The sequence below is a fragment of the Pseudomonas sp. Irchel s3b2 genome (assembly GCF_900187445.1).
GTDB lineage: Bacteria > Pseudomonadota > Gammaproteobacteria > Pseudomonadales > Pseudomonadaceae > Aquipseudomonas.
Window position 1 is genome coordinate 1,208,740 of sequence record NZ_FYEB01000001.1, and the last position, 24,556, is coordinate 1,233,295.

Sequence of the window (24,556 nt, forward strand, 5' to 3'; positions counted from 1 at the left end):
GCGGCCGTGACCACAGAAACGGATAGGTACTCCAAAAACACCAAGCCCCGGCAGTGAATCTCTATAGCTCAATAGATGTGTAGATACCTATGCGGGAAGGGGGAGCGCCAACAGGTAGTCATACTTCTCACGCAAGGACGTCATTTTTTCTTTTTTCCGGTACTCGGCAATCGTCTCCGGCCGCAAGCAGTGCCACAGCGAATTCAGCAGGAAAATATAATTGAGGTTGAGCATCGCGCTCTGCCGATCGAATCGTTCATCCAGCGCTTGGGCATAGGCCTGCAAAAACTCATCTCGCACCTTGATAAAGCCCGGCAAATCATTGCGCCGAAAGATCGCGCTCAGATACGCGCCGCCATCGAAACCGATACGCCCGACCTTGACCTCGCTCCAGTCGATCAATTGCAGCCCTTGGGGTGAGAGGAAGAGGTTCTTGCGCAAATAGTCCATATGGCAAAAACAGCGCTGGCTGTTCCTGGCCGTTGCGGCCGCTCGGCGCAGCGTCGGGCTCAAGGCGCGCATCTGGTCAGCCAGACCGCTGAATCGCTCATCCAGTTTGGCCAGGTTCTCCAAGGCAGGTAAAAAGCGCTGGTAATTGAAACGTGACCGCAGCAGATACCAGGGGCGAAAAAAATCCATCGTCCAGAACTTGTGAGCCTGCCACCGCGAAGTCCGTTGCACATGTCGGCTGGACAAGGTTTCGATTTCGGCTATTCCCCGTGCCACATTCACGGCTATCGCCGCCATTCGCGGTGCTCGCCCTTGAACGTAGTCGGTAAAAATCAGGCTTTCCCAGGGCGTTTCGATAACGCCCAGGCACGTGGGGTGCTTGAAGTGAACACTGTCGGCCAGCACATCCCGCTCACGATAAAAACGCGACTCCAGGCTGGTGATGAACCCGACTTTACGAATCGATTTTTCGACCACGTCCAGTGTTGCACCGGTGCCGAGTTCGGTCAGCCGGTGATGGCGCACGTAATTGACGAACGAAGCGTTGGACGCCAAATCAGTCGTGGTAATGCTGAATCCGTCCGCCCGATAAGTCGGCAAAAGAAAACCCAAGCGTTTTTCCAGCGTGGCATGGCTTAACCAGAACGCATGCCTGCCGCTGACTGATAGTTCGGTATTCGATTCGCTGCTCATGCGTTCCAACTGTAAACAACCATCCGGTTTCTGGCCTGACACACACGTGAAGGGCGCAGCGTCCTTGCCGACTGTTTATAACAGTCGCTCAGAAGGGGCGCGATAGTACGGATTCCGACCGGCCATTGCCATGTTCGCGGCCCGACGCTAAGGAAAATGGCGTTTTTTTTCCGGGAGGTCATCAGAATGATGGCAATGTTAGTTTTCGTCAGCCTATTGAGTCGTTAACATACGCGCCACTTAAATCAAGGAACGATCGTTTCCCCATGAATCACCTTCCCATCGCCAAAGATGCACTCTGCGCCCAGGCGCAAGCCATCAGCCAACTCGCAGAACGTCTGGATGGCGAGTTCCAGCGCGCCGTAGAACTCATCCTCGGTTGCAAGGGCCGCGCGGCGGTCTGCGGCATGGGCAAATCCGGGCTGATCGGCCAGAAAATGGTCGCCACCTTCGCCTCCACCGGCACCCCGAGCCTGTTCCTGCATCCGGCCGAAGCCTTCCACGGCGACCTCGGCATGCTCAAGCCGATCGACGTACTGATCCTGATTTCCTACAGCGGCGAAACCGAAGAAGTCATCAAGCTGATCCCGAGCCTCAAATCCTTCGGCAACAAAATCATCGCCATGACCGGCAACGGCCAATCGACCCTGGCCAAACACGCCGACATCTGGCTCGACATCTCCGTCGACCGCGAAGTCTGCCCGAACAACCTGGCACCGACCACCTCGACCCTCGCCACCATGGCCATGGGCGACGCACTGGCCGTGGCACTGATCGCCGCGCTGGACTTCAAACCGATGGACTTCGCCCGCTACCACCCCGGCGGCAGCCTCGGCCGCAAACTGCTGACCCGCGTCAGCGACGTCATGCACACCAACATCCCCAAAGTCACCCGCGACACTTCATTCCACGACTGCCTGCTGGTCATGACCTCCAGCCGCCTCGGCCTGGCCCTGGTGATGGAACAAGACAAACTGATCGGCATCGTCACCGACGGCGACCTGCGCCGCGCGTTGCTGGACAACCCGGGGGTTGTAAATGAAAACGTGGCGACGTTCCTGACGCCGAATCCGCATACGGTCAAGGCGTCTGCCCAGTTGTCTGAAGCTGAGGCTTATATGCTGGATCACAAGATTCGGGCATTGCCGGTGACGGCGGATGAGGGAGATGAGGTTGTGGGGGTTGTGGAGATTTTTGATTGAGGATCTTTGCTTGAGGCCCTTGATCAAGCATTCCTGAAAGTTCGAGTGATGCAGTGGGCTATTTACTTCGTTTCTTCCCGCAGCATTAGCCTTGAAGGATTCGGAGTAAATCAGGGTGTGTAGTTTGTCTTAGTAATTCAATTTAGAAGATGTTTACCTGGATAATTCTACTGCAACAAAGGTTATCCAGCGGATAAAAGGATCCCAAGTGGCAAGCTCTAGTAGCGGAATATATATATTTATTGATCCTTTTAACCGAGCGGACAGCGGCGTCACTGCCTATGTCAGATTGGCAGGGGAGCAATTGTCTGCGCTAGGGTTAGAAGTTGGAGTAATTCAGATAAGCAGCTTGGAAACTATTGAGGATTTTCGAGTAAGAGTGAAGGCTGAGATTCTGGGTTTTAAAGAGAATATAACTTGTATCGAGGCGCCCGAGTCGCTTGCTGCTACATGTTTGGTGCCGACGGCATACCCAATACATATACGGTTGCATTGCTCCAGAAGTCTTGGTGCGGCAGTTCAAGGTCTACCTCACACCCCATCTGCTGTTAGCAAAGAACAAAAAGAAATATCCCGCGCCCGTTTTCTCAGCTCTCCATCATGGGCTTCGTATTTTGCTAGCTGTGCACTATTCAAATTTAATAAAATCCCATATGCCTATCCAAATCCGGCGCCAAAAATAAGCGCTAGGGCAAATCATGTGCAAAAATTTGATGTGACTTTCGTGGGGCGGTTCCAACGCCTTAAGGGAATAATGTATCTGGCAGAGATAGTCTCCAGGCTTCCGCAATTAAGGTTTGCGATTGTATGTCCGCCTACGGATAGCACTATTCTCAATGATTTTAAGAATGTAACTTTCTTTGATGGTCGCGTGATGGCGAAGAGTGAAATCTATTCACTATCAAAGATAGTTGTAGTCCCCAGTATATTTGAAACAGCCTCTATGGTTGCTATAGAAGCCTTAGCATTTCGTTGTAAAGTTGTATTGTGGCAACACTTGGGAGTGGTGGAATATTTTGATGGAAACTCCAATCTGGTTTCCGTGCCCTCAGGTGATATCGCATCGTTCGTATCGAAGATTGAAGGTGCTCTGAAAACGCCGTGGAAAGATCAGAATAATGTATCTGAAAAATTAAACCTGACCTTTCGTGAAGGAATAACGCAGCTGTTGGCTGAGAATGACAATAAAAAAAATCTTATTCACCGCCCCGCCGCAAACATAGAGAATTATCTAAAGAACTTGGTTCAAAGCCAGCAGGAACAAATGAAAAAAAAGAAAAGCTCTACACTTGTCAGGAAAGCTCAAAAATTAATTTTTCACCCGGTCGCTTTTTTTCGAGACTCCACGGAGGCGAAATATTTGCGCAGGAAGATTTCTGAGCGCAAACTAAAAAAGTTGATGGCACTAAGAGAGGAGTTTAAAAATCACCCCGACTTCATGGTTCAACCATCGGTAAGTGATTTGGTGGCTGAGCCTTCAATCGGCGCAAACGTAGCTTTGGATTCAAACGCCTCTTTCCCGTCCAGAGACTATTGCACTGTAATAGAGGAAAGTGGACGGATAGAGGTTAGGGTTAGTGAGTCGAAGCCAGCGGGATACTCTATCGCCTTCATGCATCACGAATTCGAAGATGAATCATTGGTGCAAAAAATTGTTGATGATCTAAATCAGTTTGAAGATTTCAAGTATGTAAATTCTTCAAGAATGAAGTTTGGAAAATTTAATGTTTCGGAAGCTCAGTCGGCTTTGTCAATTGTAAATCGAATAGATATAAAGAATAAAAATAGTCTATCTTTTTTGAATTTTATTGTATTGCTGAATGCTCCTAGCAATGTATGCAATGCGCTGCGTTATGCAGGGGTAGAGCAAAAGATAATTTTGATAAAAACATGCAGCGACTTGTCTGTCGACCCAGACTCCGTAGATGGTGTTGTTTCAACGGATGCTGAAGATGTAAAAAATAGTAAGCTCAGACGTGTTATTAAAATAGAAACGGTAGATGGCATCTCGCTGGCTATGCGGCGAATTCTGCAAGAAGGCTTTCCGAAAAAGCGCGACATGTTGCTGCCCCTGCATATCCGCGGGGTATGTGCATTCGATAAGGCAGATTTCGTTGGTTTTGATGAGCATCATCACCAGGGAATACTAAAAATAAGAAAGACGGATTATACAAGCTCGAAAACGATGATGGATATTTACGAAAAAGTATCGAATTCAATCGTGGGTATTGCAGTGCTTGAGTCGACTTACATGCGTTATCGAAGTCTTTGTGAAGCAGTAGAAGCGGGTCATTCCGCCACAAGCCTGATTGAAGCGTGTTTGATGGATGGGGGGCTATTTGATGTTAAAGAAGTATAAGATTGTTCACGTTTCACAAACGCCTTTGGTTGCAGCACCTTCGAAAATTGCTCTTGCGCAACGATTGAGTGGTCATGACTCGATTGCGGTGGCGCTGAATGATTATCCGGACAAAGGGCCTTTGGCTGGAAAATTCATAGAAGAATATATTTTAGAGAATGAGTTTACCAAACCATTCATTGATGCGGCTATTCATGCGGCTGATATTATACATGTGCATAATGATATACCGCATGCATGGGCAGAGCGTTTGATAAGTAGTAATCAGAATGCGCGTTACTTCTATCAGGCGCATTCACCGCTAAGAGAAGGGCCTCTGTATTTGCCTCGACATGCTGAAATAAATTTACCCTTTAGCGCCAATTTGGTAGTAGGGCAGTTTCAGCCAAGAATTCATAAGGATCATGTTTTCGTACCGAACATTGTCCATGATGTTCCTAGTTTTTCTCCAAGACAAAAAAATCAAAAGCTTCGTGTGATTTTTAGTCCTACTCATCTGCGCCCTGGTAGATGGAATAATAAGCACGTTGAAAAGCTCGATATTGCGATAGATGCTCTTGTAAAGTTAGGAAAAATCGAAGCGATCATTCCTAAAGAGCCGGTTGCGCCAAAAACGTTGATGGCCATGCGAAAAACATGTCACGTTACCATTGATGAAATAGCCACTGGCGGTTTTCATCAGGTTTCAATCGAAGGATTGGCAGCAGGCAACGTTACTATTAACAGGGCTGATTTTTTCTGTAAAGCCGTGTTTTCGAACTTTACGGACGGATTGTTTCCCCCATTCGTCTATGCGACCGGAGAAAGTATTGCAAGTTTGCTAGAAGATCTTGCCAATGACTGGCAGAAAACGGCTGAACTCCAAGAGCAAAGCTTCGAATTTTTTAAAGCCCACCTTACTCCAGAAAAAATGGCAACGGTCTTCGATAAAGCATATGAAATTATTTAACAACATAAAATCGTTAAAAAATAAAGAGGCCGGGCGGCGCGCTTTTATTTTGGCAAATGGGCCTTCTATTGCCAAGGAAGATCTCTCTGTTCTCAAGGGAGAGTTGACCATTGGAATGAATGCATCCACTTTGTTGGAGGCCACCCATAATTTCCGTTCTGATTACTACGTATTATCTGATACGCGTTTTATAACCCATCCTGAAAAAAAACATCTGGCGACAACAGCTCTTCATCCAGAAACAGTTCGGGTGCTCCGGTCTGAGCTGAAAGAGCTAGACCACAAGGAGTTGGCCAACCCTACTTACTATATTCCGGCATTGCAGCGCGATGGCTTCTCAAAAAATCTCCATGCTGGTTATTTTTTCGGTTGTACGACCACAATGCTTGCAATTCAACTAGCCTATTATTTAGGTGTTTCCGAAATATACCTGTTGGGGTGCGACCTAAGGTATCAGGCGGAGTCGCCAAGATTTTATACGGAAACTAATCCGCAATTGGAGGATAGTTTTACTAGTGTTCAAATATGGAACATTGTGAACGCCAGTAATCTACTTGAAAGTGAGGGCAAGAGATTGGTCAGTTGCAGCGAGATGTCGTTTCTTCGGCCCTATATCGAATATGAGCCTTTTGCTCGGGCAGTAGAATCAAGTGATGTTTTCGCATGAATGTTATAAATTCAAGAAATGCTGGTGCGATTGCTTTAAAAGGCGCTCTTCAGTACATAAATGACTTGCCGCAGAATGTATTGGAGCAATTGGCAAGTCCGAAAGCGTCGCCTTATTATGGTTTTGTTGATGTAGACATTTCAGGCGTGCCGTCTTTTACGATGTTTAGTAACAATGACGATTTTGTTGCGCAAGCATATTTCTGGAGAGGCATGGATGCGTATGAAGGCACTAGCCTAAAATTATGGACTGCATTGGCGCGAAGAAGCGCGAGCATTTTTGATATCGGCGCTTATTCCGGCGTTTACTCTCTCGCCGCATCCAAGGCTAGTCCTAAATCTAAAATCTATGCAATTGAAGCATTGGATCGAGTGTACTCCAGACTCTTGATAAACAAAGCTGCCAATTCGGCTGCAAATATAAATTGTTTTAATTTTGCTGTTTCAGATTGCGATTCGGAAATAGATTTACTTATATATTCTGGTCAGGATATTTTAGTGTCTGGATCCTCAACGGTTCCTGAAGCTTGTGCGCGTGCCCCTCATGAGTCAAAAAGAGTCAGATCCATTACCCTTGATTCTTTCATTGAGTCAAATGCAATTTCTGGTGTTGGGTTAATGAAAATAGATGCAGAGGGAGCCGAGCATCTAATAATGAAGGGTGCGCGGAATGTAATCAGTACTCACTTGCCAGATATAATATGTGAGCTTTTGCCTGCCGCTAAGACCGATGATATTATTGTTTTCTTTAACTCGCTTGGATACAAGTATTATAAAATATCTGAATCATCCATGAAGCTTGTGCAGCATATGTCGCCGCCGGTTTCTGTAGATCCACCGGATTACAATACATTTATAAGTGTGAAGAATGGCGGTGAGTTGATGAGTCTGCTTCCTGGGTTGGAAGTTATCGAGCTCAATTAACACACGGTTGTCAGTCTTTCGTAGATGTTTGCATTGGTTTTTTCGAGAGTGTGATAATGTCAAAGCGACAAATAAGACTAAAAGAATTTCAGGCAAACATTCACAGAACTTACACTCCGGATGAGTCGTATTTGAATGCACGGCCGCGGCTCGATAAGAATAGTGCTTACGTCGTCAGGACGGATGCGAATGGATACATCATCAGTGGTACCCACCAATGCTCGTCTCGGACAATAGTGTTGATGGGCGATTCATTTGTGGAGAATCTATATATCGATGAGGATAAGAGAATAGCCTCACAACTCGAAAGGATGCTTTTGACGAATGGGTATGACTTTCAGGTTTTAAATGCTGGTGTTTCAGGTACTACCAATTTAAATGCAACTAATCTTCTGTTAAATAAAATTGTTTATCATGCGCCGAAAGCAATTGTATTTGTCACGTCGTCCAATGACCTTGCCGCGTTAAGGTATGAGAGTGGCTACAGCAATAGCAGTAAGTTTCATGGGAACCTGGTGCCGGAAGATTTAAGTGAAGGTTGGACAAAGTCATCTGTGGGTGAAAATATAAGTCAGGTGGTCGATAATCTGAAGGTTGTAAATTTTATCTGTAAGCTCAATAATATAGATTTTTATGTTTGTACTTATCCTGAAATTCAGAGTAATGAAGATTTAAAGCTTATAAATTCAAACGTTCGGGCCTTCGCTGCTAATGAATTTGTTGATCTTATCGATTTAGATAAGTTGATTATGAAGAATGATATTTATTACTACGATAAGCTCCACGTCAGTCATGTAGGGGCAACCGTCGCCGCGAAAAGCATATTCGAACACATAAAGGGCTCGTTGCCGACTGAGAACGCACTGTGTTTTTCGCAGTCTTTAACTGTGAGTGAGTTTGGTTTAAAGCATTTGGATTTACACTGGTTGGCGTGGCAGGAACTTCCAAATGAAGTTCAGTCAAATTATATTGTTTCGCTTAACGTCGACTGCGCGGCCAAAGCGGTCAGGAAGCATAAGGCTTTAGTGGTTCAAGTCGAGTTTGATAAGGAACCAATATTCTCCAGTGAGCACAAGTATTCCTTTTCCAAGTCGTCTGGTTGGCATTTTTATGTAGATCTCATAGCAAATTGCAGGCAACAGTTTTCAATACCGATCGCTCTGCCTGACAACGTGCAGCAACTTCGTATTGGTCTTAGGGTTTTTGATGAAGAATGCTTTGTTAGTATGAATAACATGGCACTCGAAGTTATCAAGAAATAGAATGAACTTAATCTTTTCTGGGTGCCAAGGAAGGGGTGATTTTCTTGGCGTTTTTCTTTACTGTGCAAGGTGGGCAGTGGCAAGTGGAGAGATGAGCAGTCGACCTGTCAATGCCTGTTTGTATCTTCGGTCCTCTGGCGCAGTTAGATAGTCCTGCGTTATAGCGTGCGGAAAACAGATCTAAATTACTGTTCCCAGAAATCAATAATTTTGAACAGTATGTTTGCATTCATGTTGGTCGAGCTATGGTCGCCACCTACATAACAGCGTGTATATGTAAGCTTCAAATCGTCAAGTGTTGAAAATAACTTTTGCGCTGCTGCTGCATCTGCTGGATAGTCGCCATGTTCTATATAGAGCTTGGGTTTGGATGGGAATCTATAAATGAAATCGTTTAAATCAACCCAGTTTGTACCCGCTTCACGAATCTGACGCTCCCAGTTTTGTAGCGAATGCCTGCGTGAACTCTGATAGTCAACTTGAGGGTTGGTAACAATTACCCCTGCAACATCCATCCAAAAGCCAAAATATAGTGCGGCATACCCACCCATAGAACTGCCCACCAAGAATGTGTCTTTGCTGGAGAGATTGTGCTTTTGTAAGTGTTCGCTAATAAATTTGTGGTATCGGACTTGTGTAGGGGCTGTGTCGCTGCCTATGTAGTAGCGGTGGTCATTGTCCCTGAAGATAATGTATAGATCTTCGCATCCCTCCTTATGTCTATTGTAGAACCACGACCAGCGCTCATATTTCCCTGGGTTCATACTTGTGAAAGAGATGACTGCTCTTTTTGGATTATTGCCACACATAACAAGTGCATCGATACCATTGGCTTTGTGCGCAAATCGTTGAAAAGCACTTTCCACATTGGAGGGTGGTGAGACATTCTCATTGCCGGTGCTGATTTCTGCACTGTCCTCAGCAGATTGACTGACGATCGAAGAAGGGACAGTTTTGCTGCTGATGGCTTCCATCTGAGGCACTCATTGTGATGGGCTATGAACAATGGCGGTACGGTACTAACAGATACTTGGAACGGGAGTATCCACGTTGGGGAATTGGGGCGGCTGAACATGCTCATCTGTCGCCTCGTTACAGTTGAGGCGACAGTGTAGAGGGATTGGTTGTTCCTGATTGTCAGTTCGTAGGGCTCACACCAACTGCACGTCCAAGTAAAAGGGTTTGTACGATTGGGCCAATGATTTTTTGCCATTCATAGACAGCAGCATTGGTCACATAAATCGTATCGTCGGGTTTGAGCATGACTTGGCGCGCATAAAAGATGGCAGCCGGATCACGCATGTCGATGCGCATGACGATTGGTTTTGCGGGTTGTTTCGGGCTGGAGTCCCCCATGCGAAATACAAAGACCCCTTGAGGGTTCGCATTCGTCTCTTTCAGACCTCCGACGGAGCCCAAAGCATCGAGGAGGCTCGCATTTTGGGACGGTAGGTCGTGCAAGCCGGGCTCGCCTACGGCGCCCATTGCCACGAAGCGCTGGCGTGAGCGGTCCAGAACAACTTCCGAGTTGGGCTTCAGGACAAAGTTATTGCCGGCAAGGACTTCTTCGTAGTTGAAGGTGTTGGCCTGATCGCCATTGCGCACAGTGACATTGACCAAGTGCGGCTCTAGTTGCGGACCGCCAGCCTGATTGATGGCGTCAAGAAGGGTCAGCGGACCTTGCAGGGTTGAAAAACGTCCAGGGGCTTTTACCGCACCGGCCACGAGGACGGAGCCGGAAAGGTCGCCAACCAGATCAACGTGTACTTGTACGTCTGAAGTTACGCCCTTGAGCTTTTGCCGAATCATGTCCTCAACTTGGATCAGAGTCATACCCGCGACGAACTGATGGCCGACATAGGGCAGAGAGATCATGCCTTGGGAGTCGATGCGCACTTTAAGTTGGGTACCGCCAGTCGAGAGGGGTGCAAACAGACCAGTGCCTTCCGGGGCGTTATCGGTAATTAGCACGCTGATCACATCGCCACCCATCAAGCGGACACTTTGCGCCACCGGGCTGGAAATGGTTGCTTTGACTGGCTTGGCCTCCGAACGCATAAACGGCGCAATGGTATTGGCGTTGATGTCTACCAAGTCATAAGTGGTGTTCTTTTCTTCAATGGTGCCTTTGTAGGGCCCGGCACCGGATAGGGTGCCACCGCAACCTGCCAGCGTCAGAGTCACCAGCATCAAACCCGCAACTGCGCTGTTTCGCATGCTCAAGTTCAGGGGGCGAAGGGGCAGGCCAGAAATGGATTTAATCACGATGATCCTCGATCGATGCAATTAGGAAGCGAGTAATGCCGTAGAGCAGCAGTAGAGCCAGGAAAATGGTCGCCAAGTTGTACGGGCGCTCTGGGTAAAGGGCCATCTGCGGTGTATTAGGGGTGACCACGGTGACCAGCGTGCGAATCTTTTTGCTGGCTTCGATGCGTGCGTTGTCCAGTGCGGCAACGGCGGTCTTGTAGGTTTCCTCGGCAATGCCGGAGTCCAGGGTCAACTGTTGGAAGCGCGAAGCCACGACGTTGAGCTGGTCGCCATCGGGGGCGGAAACCAGCAGGCGTTTTTCTGCTGTCAGCTGTTCGCGGATCGCGCTGACCCGTTGCTGCTGTTGTTTGACCTGAGGGGAGTCCTGGCGAAGCTTGTAGAGCATTTGCGTGAGCACTGCGCGCTCTTTGGAGTACTCGCCTTCAAGTGTGTCGATAATGCTTGCGCGGCCCTGAGCCGAACTTTTGCCGTCCAGTACCTTGTTGACGTTCTGGAAGCGCAGCAACTCTTCTTTGCGTTTGGTGTAGTTCTTTTTCGCGCCTTCCAGTTCGCCTTGGGCGAAGCGCATCTGCTCGCGGGCGATGCTGTGGGAGACTTCGTTCACGAAGTGCTCGCTGGCCTCGAGGATGGTCTTGACCATTTGTTCGGCCAGTTCCGGGCTGAACGCCTGTACTTCAACTCTGAGCAAACCGGTGGTTTCGTCGTAATGCGCGGAGACCATGCGCTGGTAATACTTGAGCAGGTCTTCGCGCTCGGTGTCTTTGGCCAGCCAGAAGAACGGGTCGCTGCGTTGTTGGGTGTATTGCTCGACCCAGTGCAGACGATCTTCAAGCAGTTGCATCATGTCCATCGACACGATGTATTCGCGCAAGTACAGGGTCTCTTCCCGGGAGGCGGGGTTGGTGCCACTGAGCAACATGCTCAAGCCTGGTAGTTGGGCGCCAGAATTATTGCCGTCCTGACGAACCACGACTTGCGCGGAGCTGACATAGCGGTCCACGGCAAAAAAGCTGTAGTAAACGATGGCTAGTGCCAGCGGTACCACGATCAGCCCCAGCGTCAGGCGCCAGCCCTTGAATTTACCCGTACTGCTCATATGCACACGATCCTTGAAAATAAAACAATCACGCCACGGTCAGGGCGATCAGGTGTTGTAGGCGTTGATGCCTTCAGCGACATCGTCATAGATCTGCACTCCGCCATCTCGCACCAGCAGCACGACATCGCAGAGTTTTTGAATTTCATTCATGTTGTGCGAGACCAGCACGACTTTGGACTTCTGCAGTCGTTCCTCGAAGACTTCGGCGCACTTGCGTTTGAAGTGTGCGTCGCCCACGGACATGACTTCGTCGATCAGGTAGTAGTCGAAATCGAACGCCATGCTCAGGCCGAATGCCAGGCGCGAGCGCATGCCCGATGAGTAGGTTTTGACGGGCTCGTCGATCCAGCTGCCGATTTCGGCGAAGTCTTCGACATAGCGGACCTTCTCGCGCATGGCTTCGCCTACGGCACCGTAGACGCGGGCGACGAACTTGATGTTCTCGCGGCCGGTCATGCTGCCCTGAAAACCGCCGGACAAACCCACCGGCCAGGAGATGCTCTGGTCGGTGGCGATGGTGCCGGAGTCCGGAACGTCGGCACCGCCCAGCAGGCGTACCAGAGTTGATTTTCCTGCGCCATTTCGACCGATCAGGCCGATGTTTTTTCCGGCGGGGATCTTCAGTGACAGGTCCCGGAAAACATGGCGACGGCCTTTGGGGGTCAAGTACGACTTGGTGATGTTTCTGAGCTCGAACACGGGAAGCCTGCGGTTAGCCGTTCTTGGTGGAGATCAAATGCAGTCGACGAACCCGGTAGGTACCGAGCGACACGAACAGCAAAACCAGGGTGAAGGCGATGACGTAATGGAGCGAAACGCCATCGACTGGAACGTAGAACGGAAATATTTCGGCGCGGATCAGTTCCAGCAGATGCAGGAACGGGTTGAGCAGTAGCAGCGGCAGCATCGCGTGCGGCAGATAGGCTGCCGGGATCAGTACTCCGGAGATGAAGTACAGCGGGAAGAACATCATGCGAATGAACAGTTTGCTGCCGGGAATGGCATGGGCGATCAGCGAGAGCAGCATGCCCAGGCCAAAGGCAAACAAAAGTCCGAGAAGGATGGTCAGCACCCATTGGATTGGCGACTTGACCGACATATCGAAACCGTACCAGGCGAAGCCGAATACCAGAATGGCGTACACCGTGGCAGAGATGCTGAACTCAACCAGTGCGCGGGCAATGAAGGTGTCGAGTGGCTTGATCTGTTTATAGGCAAACAGCGAACGGTTTTCCCTGGGGCTGTCCATCAGGCGCAGTGCAGTGTTACGAAACAGCAGGAAGGGGGCGAGGCCCACCAGCACGAATACCGGAAAGTCCAGGCCTGCCACGCTTTTGCCGCGAATCAGCGAGAACAACACGCTGAGAATCAGCAGGTGACAAATCGGTTCGAGCAGCATCCACACCGCGCCCATGCGGCTCTCACCAATACGCGCACGCGCTTCGCGTAACACCAGAGCAAAGATGACGGATTTTTTGATTTGGAGGGGCGAGCGAGGCTTCACAATTATTTACCGCACAGCACAACGGCGCGATAAACGCGTTGCTTGAATTCATTTTCAGAGGACTGTCTGTCGACGTAGCACAGACGGCTTCCGTTCGTGGTGCGCGAGGTTAAACGGTGGCGGAGACAGTAGTCAAGCCGATTGGTTCCCAGCTAGTGACTGACAAAAAATAACTGTTCGAGCTCGCAAATCGGGCGTCAAAAAAGCGATTTTTCTTGGTGTTTATTGGGTGTTGTCGCTGGCGGCGTCAAAATAACGTGGGTAGTTTGAATGACTTGTACGCGTTGTCGGAATGCCCGAATGATCGGTGCGAAATACCCGGAGCCGTGGAGGGTACCGGGTTTGGCTCTGGTTTTTCGCCGATGAGTTACCCGGCCAACATCGGATACGTGAACAACCCGAAGTGCAGCAGATTCAAGCCAAAATGGGTGGCGATGGCCGCGCCCAACCCCCCGAAACGATAGGCCAGGCCATAGCCAAGACCGGCCAGGCTTGCCAGCAATACCCATTGCCAGCCAGCCCCCAGGTGAACGAGGCCGAACAGTAACGAGGCGAGCAACAGCGCGAGGTTTTCGCCATGGGGCAAGTGTTTGAAGTGCCGACTCAGACCGCCCTGGATATAGCCGCGAAACAACGCTTCCTCTACCAGCGTCACCAGCAATAGGTTGTTCAGCACCCACAGCCAGGCCTGATCGGGCCACTTCGGTGCCCAACTGATCACGCCCAGCAACAGCGCGCCTCCCAAAGCCAGCACGGCGCTCACGGTCAAGCCGAGGGCGGTGGCATAAACCGACAGTCGCAGGGAGCGCCGGCCGACAATCCATGGGCAGGCCAGCAACAGCCAGAAGCCGATCAGCGGTTTGTCCTGATTCAGGTACATGGCAAACGAGACAGCATCGTCGGTGAAACGCTGGGGATTGATGGCGCGACCGTTGTAGAAACCGGGAAGCCAGTGCACTGCCAGCGCCACCGTCAGAACGATGAACAAGCCATGGCCGAGGTAGCGGCCGATGGGAATCTGTTGTTGGCGAACGGCGAAACCGGCAACCAGCAGCAATGCGAAAGAGAGGACGGCGAGCCAGCTGAGATGGCCATAGAGCAGCGCCATGCTGTAGCCGAGGGAGAGAAGTGCCAGATAGGTCCATGGCAGAGCAAACATGTGAAGTCCTTGTGTCAGAGATTCTGCAATAGGCCTCGGCCCCTTTGTAGGAGCGAGCTTGCTCGCGACGGCGGTGTGTCAGACGACATCAATGTTGACTGTACCGCCGCCTTCGCGAGCAAGCTCGCTCCTACAGGGGGGCATAGGTCGGACACAAAATGGTGAATGACACCGATTCAGCAAGCGGCGCGATTATAGAGACGTACACCGCGTAAACAACAACACCGCCCAAAGGCGGTGTCGTTGTCAGCAGGCTGTTATGAGGCAATCAACTGCCGCAACACATAATGCAAAATCCCACCGGCCTTGAAGTATTCCACCTCATTGAGGGTATCGATGCGGCACAACACCTCGACCTTTTCCTGACTGCCATCTTCACGGGTGATGACCAGTGTCAGGTTCATCCGCGGGGTCAGTTCGACGCCCGTCAGGCCAAGGATATCTACGGTTTCCTTGCCGGTGAGGTTCAGGCTCTTGCGGTTCTGATCCAGCTTGAACTGCAACGGCAACACGCCCATGCCCACCAGGTTGGAACGGTGAATCCGCTCGAAGCTTTCCGCGATCACCGCTTTGACTCCCAGCAGATTGGTGCCCTTGGCCGCCCAGTCGCGGCTCGAGCCGGTGCCATATTCTTGCCCGGCAATCACCACCAGTGGCGTGCCTGACGCCTGGTAACGCATGGCTGCGTCATAGATCGGCAGCTTCTCGCCGGTTGGAATATAAATCGTGTTGCCGCCTTCTTCGCCGCCAAGCATCTCGTTGCGAATCCGGATGTTGGCGAAGGTGCCGCGCATCATCACTTCGTGGTTACCGCGACGGGAACCGTAGGAGTTGAAGTCCCGCGGTTCCACCCCTTTCTCGCGCAGGTAATGGCCGGCGGGGCTGTCAGTCTTGATGTTGCCGGCGGGGGAGATGTGGTCGGTGGTCACCGAGTCGCCGAGCAGCGCGAGGACCTTGGCCCCTTCGACATCCTTGACCACTGGCGGTGGGCCGCCGATGTCATCGAAGAAGGGTGGATGCTGGATATAGGTCGAATCATCCTTCCAGACATAAGTCGCCGCCTGCGGCACTTCGATCGCCTGCCACTGCGCGTCGCCGGCAAACACTTCGGCGTACTCCTTGTGGAACATCGCGGTGTTTACCTGAGTCACCGCGTCGGCGATTTCTTGGGTACTCGGCCAAATGTCTCGCAGATAAACCGGGTTGTTGTCCTTGTCGTGCCCCAATGGCTCGCTACTGATGTCGATGCGCACCGTTCCGGCCAACGCATAGGCGACGACCAGGGGCGGGGAGGCCAGCCAGTTGGTTTTCACCAAGGGGTGTACGCGACCTTCGAAGTTGCGGTTGCCCGAGAGTACCGAGGCAACGGTCAGGTCGGCTTTCTGGATGGCTTTTTCGATCGGCTCTGGCAACGGCCCGGAGTTGCCAATGCAGGTGGTGCAGCCATAACCGACCAGGGCGAAACCGAGTTGGTCCAGGTATTGGGTCAGGCCCGCTGCCTTATAGTAGTCGGTGACCACTTTCGAGCCGGGGGCCAGCGAACTCTTGACCCACGGTTTGCGCTTCAGGCCTTTCTCCACGGCTTTCTTCGCCACCAGCCCGGCTGCCATCATCACGCTGGGGTTGGACGTGTTGGTGCAGGAAGTGATCGCGGCAATCACCACCGCGCCGTCTTTGAGCCGATAAGTACGGCCTTCGTGGTCGTAGTCCGTTTCGCCGATCAGATCGGCGTTACCCACCGCGACGCCACCGCCACCCTCGCTTTCGAGGCGACCTTCTTCCTTGCTGGAGGGTTTGAATTGCAGGCCGAGAAAGTCAGTGAACGCTTGCGCGACATTCGGCAGCGAGACGCGGTCCTGCGGGCGTTTCGGTCCGGCGAGGCTGGCCTCGACGCTGCCCATGTCCAGGGCCAGGCTGTCGGTGAACAGCGGCTCCTTGCCGGGCAGCCGCCACAGGCCCTGGGTCTTGCTGTAGGCCTCCACCAGTTTCACGGTTTCCGGCGTGCGGCCGGACAGGCGCAAGTACTCCAGTGTCACTTCATCCACCGGGAAGAAGCCGCAGGTGGCGCCGTATTCCGGGGCCATGTTGGCGATGGTCGCGCGGTCGGCCAGCGGCAGGTCGGCGAGGCCGTCGCCGTAGAACTCGACGAATTTGCCGACCACACCTTTCTTGCGCAGCATCTGGGTCACCGTCAGCACCAGATCGGTGGCGGTGATGCCTTCCCTAAGCTTGCCGGTGAGTTTGAAGCCGATCACCTCCGGAATCAGCATCGACACCGGTTGGCCGAGCATCGCTGCTTCCGCTTCGATCCCGCCGACGCCCCAGCCGAGCACGCCGAGGCCGTTGATCATGGTGGTGTGGGAGTCGGTGCCGACCAAAGTATCCGGGAAGGCATAGGTGCGACCGTCCTCGTCCTTGATCCAGACCGTGCGGCCAAGGTATTCAAGGTTGACCTGGTGGCAGATGCCGGTGCCCGGTGGCACCACGCAGAAATTGTCGAAGGCACTCTGGCCCCAGCGCAGGAAGGCGTAACGCTCGTGGTTGCGCTGCATTTCGATGTCGACGTTCTGTTCGAAGGCGCTTGAACTGGCGTACTTGTCGACCATCACCGAGTGGTCGATCACCAGGTCCACCGGCGACAGCGGATTGATGCGCTGCGGGTCGCCACCGGCCTTGGCCATGGCGGCGCGCATGGCGGCCAGGTCGACCACGGCGGGGACGCCGGTAAAGTCCTGCATTAATACCCGCGCCGGGCGGTACTGGATCTCGCGATCGGAGCGACGCTCCTTGAGCCAGGCGGCAATCGCCTTGAGGTCGGCGCCGGTAACGGTTTTCTCGTCCTCCCAGCGCAGCAGGTTTTCCAGCAACACTTTCAACGACATCGGCAGCTTTTCGAGATCGCCCAGGCTTTTGGCGGCTTCGGGCAGGCTGAAATAGTGATAGGTCTTGTCGTCGACTTGTAAGGTTTTAAGGGTTTTCAGGCTATCGAGGGACGGCATTGAAATATCTCCTTTGGGTCCGCACGGCTACGGACTGGCGGGACAGACAGAGCTCTTAACCTAGCCCTGTTTAGACGTTAAGGCTAATAACTGGACCCTATGGGCAAGTCCAAGGTTCCGATCTCGGCTATCATGCGCCGGTTTTCGTGACAGGCTTTGCTTCAACGCAAGTCTGGGCATCGCGCAGTGGCTGAATTCTTCGCCAACTGCCCAGGAGTAAAAATGAACACCCTCTTTATGCATTGCCGGCCGGGCTTCGAAGGCGAAGTCTGTTCCGAGATTTCCGAACATGCCGCGCGGCTGAACGTGGCCGGTTATGCCAAGGCCAAAACCGCCAGCGCCTGCGCCGAATTTATCTGCACCGAAGAAGACGGCGCCGAGCGCCTGATGCGTGGGCAGCGTTTCGCCGATCTGATCTTCCCGCGTCAGTGGGCTCGCGGGATCTTTATTGATCTGCCGGAAACCGACCGCATCAGCGTGATCCTTGCGCACATGGCGGACTTCCCGGTATGCGGCAGCCTGTGGCTGGAAATGGTCGACACCAACGATGGCAAAGAGCTGTCGAATTTCTGCAAGAAGTTCGAAGTCCACCTGCGCAAGGCGCTGATGGCGGCCGGCAAACTGGTGGAAGACGCCCACAAGCCGCGGTTGCTACTGACCTTCAAGAGCGGTCGCGAAGTGTTCATGGGTCTGGCCGAATCGAACAATTCGGCGATGTGGCCGATGGGCATTCCACGCTTGAAGTTTCCGCGTGAAGCGCCGAGCCGTTCGACCCTCAAGCTTGAAGAAGCCTGGCACCATTTCATTCCCCGCGACCAGTGGGACGAGCGTTTGCACAGCGACATGACTGGCGTCGACCTCGGCGCTGCACCCGGCGGCTGGACCTGGCAACTGGTCAACCGCGGCATGCTGGTGACCGCCATCGACAATGGCCCGATGGCCGAAAGCCTTATGGACACCGGTTTGGTGCAGCACTTGATGGCTGACGGTTTCACCTTCAAGCCCAAGCAACCGGTCGACTGGATGGTGTGCGACATCGTCGAGAAACCGGCGCGCAACGCGGCGATGCTGGAAGAATGGATTGGCGAGGGGCATTGCCGCGAAGCGGTGGTCAACCTCAAGCTGCCGATGAAACAGCGTTATGCCGAAGTGAAGCGCTTGCTGGAGCGTATTGCCGACGGGTTCAAGGCGCGGGGCATTCGGGTCGAGATTGGCTGCAAGCAGCTGTACCACGACCGTGAAGAAGTGACCTGCCATTTGCGCCGATTGGACGTGAAGAAACCCAAGTCCCGCTGACTTTGTGTGCCGATCGTTCCCACGCTCTGCGTGGGAACGCCGCCGGGGACGCTCCGCGTTCCGCCTTTGGATGTGACGCAGAGCGTCACGGGATGCATTCCCACGCAGAGCGTGGGAACGATCAGCTGTCAGTGACTAGACACCCGGCAATGCGCGACAATGCCGGCAAGTTTCAGGAGTGAATCATGAGTGAAATGATCGATACGCCGGTAGACGGCACCCTCGACGCCACCGGCCTCAATTGCCCGGAACCGGTGATGATGCTGCACCAGCACATCCGTGACCTGGCGCCCGGCGGCCTGCTGAAGGTGATCGCCACCGACCCGTCGACCCGTCGCGACATTCCGAAGTTTTGCGTATTCCTCGACCACGAACTGGTCGCGCAGCATGAAGAGGCAGGCACCTACCTCTACTGGATCCGCAAGAAACTCGCTTAACCCGCCGAACGACTGATGCGAATCCGCTTGCGTGCACTGCGCGCCAGGCGGATCGACAGCATCAGTGCCGCGCAACTCAAGCCGACGATCAAGCCCTGCCATAGCCCACTCGGGCCGCTCGGCGTGCCGAACCAGTCGGTCAGGCCCAGGGCGTAGCCCACCGGCAAACCAATCCCCCAATAAGCGAACAGCGTCAGGATCATCGTCACCCGCGTGTCCTGATAGCCACGCAGTGCGCCGGCCGCTGTCACCTGGATCGCATCTGAAAACTGGAACAGCGCCGAATACACGATCAGCATCGCGGCCACCTGAATCACCGTCGGGTCGGCGGTGTAAATCGCGGCGATGGGTTCGCGCAGCCACAACATCATGCTCGCCGACAAGCAGGCGTAAGCCAGCGCAGTGCCCATGCCGACCCCGGCGGCGAAGCGTGCTTCGCGTGGTTCCTCACGGCCGAGTGCCTGGCCGACCCGCACAGTCACGGCCATGCCGAGGGAGTAGGGGATCATGAACACCAGCGAGCTGAAGTTCAGGGCAATCTGGTGCCCGGCGACCACGGTGGCGCCGAGACTACCGATCAGCAGGGCGATCACCGCGAAGATACTCGACTCGGCGAACACCGCGATGCCGATTGGCAGGCCGATGCCCAGCAAGCGCTTGATCACCGCCCACTGCGGCCAGTCAAAACGGCTGAACAACTGGCTCGACTGATAGGCCGGCGCCCAGCGCTCCCAGCCGGCCATGCCCAGCGCCATCACCCACATCACGATCGCCGTGGCCCAGCCGCAGCCGACACCGCCCATGGCCGGTACACCAAAGTGGCCATAGATGAAGATGTAATTGAGCGGAATGTTCAGCGCCAACCCGCACAGGCCAAGCACCATCGCCGGCCGCGTCCGTCCCAGACCATCACTGAAACAGCGCAACACATGATAGAACGCGACAGCGGGCAGGCCGCTGGCAATGCCATGCAGATACTGCATGCACGGGCCGATCAGCTCGGGATCGACCTTCATGATGTGCAGGATCGGTTCGGCGCTGAACAGCATGCCGGTCGCCATCAGGCCCACCACCAGTGCCAGCCATAAGGCCTGACGCACGATCGGGCCAATCTCGCTGTGCGTGCCGGCGCCGAAGCGCTGGGCGACTTTTGGGGTGGTGGCCAGCAGGGTGCCGGTCATCAGCAGAAACACCGGTACCCAGATCGAGTTGCCCAGCGCGACGGCCGCCAAATCCCGAGGCCCGACACGTCCGGCCATCACCGCATCGACGAAGCCCATGGCGGTGGTCGCCAGTTGCGCGATCATGATCGGCAACGCCAGGCCTAGCAGGTTTTTCAGCTCCAGGCGAACCCGGGCCGGGCGGTTGAGGGAAATAGCGGCGGGGCGGTCAGTCACGGAATTCAAGGCGAAACGTCCAAAGGATTTTGATGCGCAAGGCGGCGCATTCTACGCCTTGACGTGGTGGTCAGGAAAAATCCTGTGTTGCGGATTTGTAATCGGTTGCTTGAGCCTCCTGTAGGAGCGAGCTTGCTCGCGAAAGCAGTATGTCAGGCAGCCTCAACATTGATTGTGCCGCCGTCTTCGCGAGCAAGCTCGCTCCTACAGATTCCAGGTGCGCAATGCCTGCTGGCCCACCACGGTCATCTCCGCCTACACTGCCGGTCCGCCAAAGGAGCCTGCCATGCTGATTGTTGCCGACGAAAATATCCCGCTGCTCGATGCCTTCTTCGAAGGCTTCGGTGAAATTCGCCGAGTGCCGGGACGTGCCATCGACCGCGCCACTGTCGAACAGGCCGATGTGCTGTTGGTGCGCTCGGTGACCAACGTCAATCGCGCGTTGCTCGAAGGCAGCAAGGTGCGCTTTGTCGGCACGTGCACCATCGGCACCGATCACCTGGATCTGGATTACTTTCAACAGGCCGGCATCACCTGGTCCAGCGCCCCAGGCTGCAATGCCCGGGGCGTGGTCGATTACGTGCTGGGCAGCCTGCTGACCCTGGCCGAAATCGAAGGTGCCGACCTGACTCAACGCACCTACGGCGTGGTCGGTGCCGGTGAAGTGGGCGGGCGACTGGTCAAGGTTTTACGGGGGCTGGGCTGGAACGTGCTGGTCTGCGATCCACCACGGCAGGCCGCTGAAGGGGGCGATTACGTCAGTCTCGAGCAGATCATCGAGCAATGCGACGTCATCAGCCTGCACACTCCGCTGAACAAGCAAGGCCCTCAGTCGACCTGGCATCTGTTCGATAAAAACCGTTTGAACCAACTTAAGCCGGGCACCTGGCTGATCAACGCCAGTCGTGGCCCGGTGATCGACAACGCCGCTCTGCGCCAGGTGCTGTTGCAACGTGAAGATCTGCAAGCGGTGCTGGATGTCTGGGAGGGTGAGCCTGAGGTCGATATGGCATTGGCCGAATTGTGTGTGCTGGCGACGCCGCATATTGCCGGTTACAGCCTCGACGGCAGGCAGCGCGGGACGGCGCAGATCTATCAGGCGCTTTGCGAGTTCCTTGGGCAACCGGAGCAGGTCAGCCTGAGCGACTTGCTTCCAGCGCCGTGGCTGTCGGCGGTGACGTTGACCGCCAATTGCGATCCGGCCTGGGCGCTAGCGATGTTGTGCCGTGGTGTATACGACCCGCGCCGTGACGATGCGGATTTCCGTCGCAGCCTTGTAGGTAATGTGAGCGAGCAGCGTGCGGCGTTCGATGCACTGCGCAAGCATTACCCGCTGCGGCGTGAGATCGATGGGTTGCAGGTGCGGATCGAGGGGGATTCGCCGGCGTTGCAGCAGATCGTGGCGGCGTTGGGTGCTTCGGCTGTCTGAGTACCGCGTTGGCCTTATCGCGAGCAGGCTCGCTCCCACAATAGATCTTCAGTGGATACAGGTTTTTCTATACGACTGAGATTAAATGTGGGAGCGAGCCTGCTCGCGATGGGCGCACCGCCATTTCCGGATAAACACCCATAAAAAACCCGGCTAAAAGAGCCGGGTCAAGAAGACGGTGGCTATATCACTCTTGTTCGGCAGGCTTGACCAATCGCTTCTCCAGTTCGCGGCAAGCGTCCTGGATCATGTTTTCAGTGATCGGTACTTCGTGCCCATCCTTATCAATAATCGAGCAACCCAGAGACTGGTCTGGCTGCGTGCGGATCACTGGAATTTTGTCATCGCTGCTGTTTTGCAAGGACATGGCCTGTCTCCTCTTCAGGTTGTGAGCTTACTGTAGAACCGCCAGGTGACCGGGCTGTGACAACTCCCTGCGATCTTCAGGTCGGCACCTTTAGTCCATCAGAAATACCCTGACGTTTCCACCCGGACTTTAGACCAATAATCTCTAGTCACTAGTCTTGGCGGTCATAATTAACCTGACTCATTATGATTTACAGCGTTCAATCCCGTTGACGGTGTAGGCTTGGTTGAGTCAAAGCCCATTGGTTGCGCCATCGGATGATCTTCATGCTCTCTTCTCGTCACCGCCGCGCCATTCGTCTGGCCAGCCGTTTCCTCGCGCCTTATCGCTGGCCGGCCTTGGGCGCTTTGTTGGCGTTGATCGTCACTGCCGGCATCACCTTGTCCATGGGGCAGGGTATTCGCCTGCTGGTGGACCAGGGTTTCATGACCCAGTCGCCGCATTTGCTCAACCGATCGATCGGCGTGTTCATGCTGCTGGTGGTTGGCCTGGCGATTGGCACCTTTGTACGGTTTTACCTGGTGTCGTGGATCGGCGAGCGTGTTGTCGCGGACATCCGCCGTCGGGTGTTCAACCATCTGGTCTACCTGCATCCGGGCTTTTATGAAGACAACCGCAGCTCCGAGATCCAGTCGCGGCTGACTGCCGACACCACGCTGTTGCAATCGGTAATCGGCTCTTCGCTGTCACTGTTTCTGCGTAATGGGTTGATGGTGATCGGCGGGATTGTCTTGCTGTTTATCACCAACCCCAAACTCACCAGCATCGTGGTGGTCGCATTGCCGCTGGTGGTTGCGCCGATCCTGATTTTTGGTCGCCGGGTGCGCACTCTGTCGCGTCTGAGTCAGGACCGGATTGCCGATATCGGCAGTTATGTCTCTGAAACCCTGAGTCAGATCAAAACCGTGCAGGCCTACAACCATCAGGTTCAGGACGAGCAGCGTTTTGCCACGACCGTGGAAGAGGCTTTCAACACCGCCCGCAAGCGCATCTTCCAGCGAGCCTGGTTGATTACCCTGGTGATCCTGCTGGTGTTGGGCGCAGTCGGGGTGATGCTTTGGGTCGGTGGCATGGATGTCATCGCCGGGCGGATTTCTGCGGGTGAACTGGCAGCGTTCGTCTTTTACAGCCTGATCGTCGGCGGTGCCTTCGGCACGTTGAGTGAAGTGATCGGCGAACTGCAGCGAGCGGCGGGGGCGGCGGAACGTATTGCAGAGTTGTTGCGTTCGGAAAACATCATCCAGCCACCAACCCAGGGCCTGGTGACTTTGCCTGAGCGGGTGAAGGGCGATCTGGTGCTGCAAGATGTGCGCTTTTCCTACCCGTCGCGTCCGCAAAGCTATGCCGTCGATGGTTTGAATCTGACGATTAACGCTGGTGAAACCCTGGCGTTGGTCGGGCCGTCCGGTGCCGGTAAGTCAACGGTGTATGACCTGCTGCTGCGCTTTTACGACCCCGCCCAAGGACGCATCTTGTTGGACGGTGTGCCGCTGACTCAACTCGACCCACTGGACCTGCGCCGCTGTTTCGCCCTCGTCTCACAAACCCCGGCGCTGTTCTACGGCAGTATCGAAGAGAACATTCGCTACGGCCACCCGACGGCGACGTTGGCTCAGGTCCAGGAAGCCGCGAAAATCGCCTACGCACACGACTTCATCGAGCAAATGCCCAACGGCTACCAGACTCACCTCGGCGACGCTGGTCTCGGTTTGTCCGGCGGGCAACGCCAGCGCCTGGCCATCGCCCGAGCGCTGCTGGTAGACGCACCGATCCTGCTGCTGGACGAAGCCACCAGCGCCCTCGACGCCCAGAGCGAGCACCTGATCCAGCAAGCCCTGCCCAGCCTGATGAAAAATCGCACCACACTGGTCATCGCCCACCGACTGGCTACGGTGAAAAATGCTGACAGGATCGCAGTGATGGACCAAGGGAAACTGGTGGCGGTGGGGACGCATCAGGAGTTGATTGCGAGTAATGCGCTGTATGCACGGCTGGCGGCGTTGCAGTTTAGTGATGGGCACCATGCCCCAACCGACCAAGTAACCGACTAAGTAACCGACCCAGTAGAGCGCCATAAAAAATGCCCGCATCAATCG

The 24,556-nt window shown here is 54.0% G+C and carries 20 protein-coding genes; 10 read left to right on the plus strand and 10 right to left on the minus strand.

Translation table 11 applies throughout. The features are described 5' to 3' along the window. Positions 1 to 87 precede the first annotated feature (87 nt). Complete coding sequence (locus CKW20_RS05665; protein WP_095052019.1) at positions 88 to 1,143, minus strand: phosphotransferase family protein; 1,056 nt, start codon at positions 1,141 to 1,143, stop codon at positions 88 to 90. A gap of 266 nt (positions 1,144 to 1,409) precedes the next feature. Between CKW20_RS05665 and CKW20_RS05670 the strand changes: the two genes are divergently transcribed. From CKW20_RS05670 to CKW20_RS05695, 6 genes are all read left to right on the plus strand, one after another. Further along, positions 1,410 to 2,345 carry an SIS domain-containing protein gene (locus CKW20_RS05670; RefSeq protein ID WP_095052020.1) on the plus strand — a complete coding sequence of 312 codons (936 nt, stop codon included), beginning with the start codon at positions 1,410 to 1,412 and terminating at the stop codon, positions 2,343 to 2,345. A 208-nt stretch (positions 2,346 to 2,553) separates the two neighbouring features. Next, positions 2,554 to 4,704, plus strand: a complete 2,151-nt coding sequence (locus CKW20_RS05675; RefSeq protein WP_176466854.1) for a glycosyltransferase — start codon at positions 2,554 to 2,556, stop codon at positions 4,702 to 4,704. Further along, positions 4,688 to 5,653, plus strand: coding sequence for a hypothetical protein (locus tag CKW20_RS05680; protein WP_095052022.1), 966 nt, complete (start codon positions 4,688 to 4,690; stop codon positions 5,651 to 5,653). The genes CKW20_RS05675 and CKW20_RS05680 overlap by 17 nt, the downstream gene beginning before the upstream one ends. Beyond that, on the plus strand, positions 5,640 to 6,320 hold the full coding sequence (locus CKW20_RS05685) for a 6-hydroxymethylpterin diphosphokinase MptE-like protein (RefSeq protein ID WP_095052023.1): 681 nt from the start codon (positions 5,640 to 5,642) through the stop codon (positions 6,318 to 6,320). The genes CKW20_RS05680 and CKW20_RS05685 overlap by 14 nt, the downstream gene beginning before the upstream one ends. After that, entirely contained in the window at positions 6,317 to 7,243 is a 927-nt protein-coding gene (locus tag CKW20_RS05690) for an FkbM family methyltransferase (RefSeq protein ID WP_095052024.1), read from the plus strand. The genes CKW20_RS05685 and CKW20_RS05690 overlap by 4 nt, the downstream gene beginning before the upstream one ends. A 242-nt stretch (positions 7,244 to 7,485) precedes the next feature. Further along, positions 7,486 to 8,505 carry an SGNH/GDSL hydrolase family protein gene (locus CKW20_RS05695; RefSeq protein WP_176466855.1) on the plus strand — a complete coding sequence of 340 codons (1,020 nt, stop codon included), beginning with the start codon at positions 7,486 to 7,488 and terminating at the stop codon, positions 8,503 to 8,505. 185 nt (positions 8,506 to 8,690) lie between these two features. On the opposite strand, the gene CKW20_RS05700 is transcribed toward CKW20_RS05695, so the two are convergent. From CKW20_RS05700 to acnA, 7 genes are all read right to left on the minus strand, one after another. Further along, entirely contained in the window at positions 8,691 to 9,479 is a 789-nt protein-coding gene (locus CKW20_RS05700; RefSeq protein ID WP_095052027.1) for a YqiA/YcfP family alpha/beta fold hydrolase, read from the minus strand. Between the two features lie 163 nt (positions 9,480 to 9,642). Next, positions 9,643 to 10,722 carry a polysaccharide biosynthesis/export family protein gene (locus tag CKW20_RS05705; protein WP_095052029.1) on the minus strand — a complete coding sequence of 360 codons (1,080 nt, stop codon included), beginning with the start codon at positions 10,720 to 10,722 and terminating at the stop codon, positions 9,643 to 9,645. A 40-nt stretch (positions 10,723 to 10,762) separates the two neighbouring features. Next, complete coding sequence (locus CKW20_RS05710) at positions 10,763 to 11,869, minus strand: ABC transporter permease (protein WP_095052031.1); 1,107 nt, start codon at positions 11,867 to 11,869, stop codon at positions 10,763 to 10,765. A 48-nt stretch (positions 11,870 to 11,917) separates the two neighbouring features. After that, positions 11,918 to 12,571 carry an ABC transporter ATP-binding protein gene (locus CKW20_RS05715; protein ID WP_030128432.1) on the minus strand — a complete coding sequence of 218 codons (654 nt, stop codon included), beginning with the start codon at positions 12,569 to 12,571 and terminating at the stop codon, positions 11,918 to 11,920. Positions 12,572 to 12,584: 13 nt separating this feature from the next. Beyond that, entirely contained in the window at positions 12,585 to 13,286 is a 702-nt protein-coding gene (locus CKW20_RS05720; RefSeq protein WP_256580733.1) for an ABC transporter permease, read from the minus strand. 457 nt (positions 13,287 to 13,743) lie between these two features. Then, positions 13,744 to 14,535, minus strand: coding sequence for a CPBP family intramembrane glutamic endopeptidase (locus CKW20_RS05725; RefSeq protein ID WP_095052032.1), 792 nt, complete (start codon positions 14,533 to 14,535; stop codon positions 13,744 to 13,746). Between the two features lie 257 nt (positions 14,536 to 14,792). Then, on the minus strand, positions 14,793 to 17,534 hold the full coding sequence (gene acnA, locus CKW20_RS05730) for an aconitate hydratase AcnA (protein ID WP_095052034.1): 2,742 nt from the start codon (positions 17,532 to 17,534) through the stop codon (positions 14,793 to 14,795). A 222-nt stretch (positions 17,535 to 17,756) separates the two neighbouring features. On the opposite strand from acnA, the gene rlmM reads away from it, so the two are divergent. Next, entirely contained in the window at positions 17,757 to 18,830 is a 1,074-nt protein-coding gene (rlmM, locus tag CKW20_RS05735; protein WP_095052035.1) for a 23S rRNA (cytidine(2498)-2'-O)-methyltransferase RlmM, read from the plus strand. A 185-nt stretch (positions 18,831 to 19,015) separates the two neighbouring features. Further along, complete coding sequence (tusA, locus tag CKW20_RS05740) at positions 19,016 to 19,267, plus strand: sulfurtransferase TusA (protein ID WP_095052036.1); 252 nt, start codon at positions 19,016 to 19,018, stop codon at positions 19,265 to 19,267. Here tusA and CKW20_RS05745 read toward each other — a convergent pair. Next, complete coding sequence (locus tag CKW20_RS05745; RefSeq protein WP_095052038.1) at positions 19,264 to 20,673, minus strand: MATE family efflux transporter; 1,410 nt, start codon at positions 20,671 to 20,673, stop codon at positions 19,264 to 19,266. The genes tusA and CKW20_RS05745 overlap by 4 nt on opposite strands. Before the next feature lie 277 nt (positions 20,674 to 20,950). Here CKW20_RS05745 and pdxB point away from each other — a divergent pair, with 277 nt between their 5' ends. Continuing rightward, the gene (pdxB, locus tag CKW20_RS05750) at positions 20,951 to 22,093 is read left to right on the plus strand and encodes a 4-phosphoerythronate dehydrogenase PdxB (protein WP_095052039.1); all 1,143 of its coding nucleotides are present in this window, start codon (positions 20,951 to 20,953) and stop codon (positions 22,091 to 22,093) included. A gap of 187 nt (positions 22,094 to 22,280) precedes the next feature. Here pdxB and CKW20_RS05755 read toward each other — a convergent pair whose 3' ends face one another. Next, positions 22,281 to 22,460, minus strand: coding sequence for a PA1571 family protein (locus CKW20_RS05755; RefSeq protein ID WP_007907798.1), 180 nt, complete (start codon positions 22,458 to 22,460; stop codon positions 22,281 to 22,283). Between the two features lie 266 nt (positions 22,461 to 22,726). On the opposite strand from CKW20_RS05755, the gene CKW20_RS05760 reads away from it, so the two are divergent. Further along, positions 22,727 to 24,511: an ABC transporter transmembrane domain-containing protein gene (locus tag CKW20_RS05760; protein ID WP_095052266.1), complete on the plus strand. Its 1,785-nt coding sequence runs from the start codon at positions 22,727 to 22,729 to the stop codon at positions 24,509 to 24,511. The last annotated feature ends 45 nt before the right edge of the window (positions 24,512 to 24,556 follow it).

Bases quoted from the DNA above. Each gene is read 5' to 3' on its own strand.
- CKW20_RS05665 (WP_095052019.1), bottom strand. From the start codon at position 1,143: ATGAGCAGCGAATCGAATACCGAACTATCAGTCAGCGGCAGGCATGCG.
- CKW20_RS05670 (WP_095052020.1), top strand. From the start codon at position 1,410: ATGAATCACCTTCCCATCGCCAAAGATGCACTCTGCGCCCAGGCGCAA.
- CKW20_RS05680 (WP_095052022.1), top strand. From the start codon at position 4,688: ATGTTAAAGAAGTATAAGATTGTTCACGTTTCACAAACGCCTTTGGTT.
- CKW20_RS05685 (WP_095052023.1), top strand. From the start codon at position 5,640: ATGAAATTATTTAACAACATAAAATCGTTAAAAAATAAAGAGGCCGGG.
- CKW20_RS05690 (WP_095052024.1), top strand. From the start codon at position 6,317: ATGAATGTTATAAATTCAAGAAATGCTGGTGCGATTGCTTTAAAAGGC.
- CKW20_RS05695 (WP_176466855.1), top strand. From the start codon at position 7,486: ATGGGCGATTCATTTGTGGAGAATCTATATATCGATGAGGATAAGAGA.
- CKW20_RS05700 (WP_095052027.1), bottom strand. From the start codon at position 9,479: ATGGAAGCCATCAGCAGCAAAACTGTCCCTTCTTCGATCGTCAGTCAA.
- CKW20_RS05705 (WP_095052029.1), bottom strand. From the start codon at position 10,722: ATGCGAAACAGCGCAGTTGCGGGTTTGATGCTGGTGACTCTGACGCTG.
- CKW20_RS05710 (WP_095052031.1), bottom strand. From the start codon at position 11,869: ATGAGCAGTACGGGTAAATTCAAGGGCTGGCGCCTGACGCTGGGGCTG.
- CKW20_RS05720 (WP_256580733.1), bottom strand. From the start codon at position 13,286: ATGGGCGCGGTGTGGATGCTGCTCGAACCGATTTGTCACCTGCTGATT.
- CKW20_RS05725 (WP_095052032.1), bottom strand. From the start codon at position 14,535: ATGTTTGCTCTGCCATGGACCTATCTGGCACTTCTCTCCCTCGGCTAC.
- acnA (WP_095052034.1), bottom strand. From the start codon at position 17,534: ATGCCGTCCCTCGATAGCCTGAAAACCCTTAAAACCTTACAAGTCGAC.
- rlmM (WP_095052035.1), top strand. From the start codon at position 17,757: ATGAACACCCTCTTTATGCATTGCCGGCCGGGCTTCGAAGGCGAAGTC.
- tusA (WP_095052036.1), top strand. From the start codon at position 19,016: ATGAGTGAAATGATCGATACGCCGGTAGACGGCACCCTCGACGCCACC.
- pdxB (WP_095052039.1), top strand. From the start codon at position 20,951: ATGCTGATTGTTGCCGACGAAAATATCCCGCTGCTCGATGCCTTCTTC.
- CKW20_RS05755 (WP_007907798.1), bottom strand. From the start codon at position 22,460: ATGTCCTTGCAAAACAGCAGCGATGACAAAATTCCAGTGATCCGCACG.
- CKW20_RS05760 (WP_095052266.1), top strand. From the start codon at position 22,727: ATGCTCTCTTCTCGTCACCGCCGCGCCATTCGTCTGGCCAGCCGTTTC.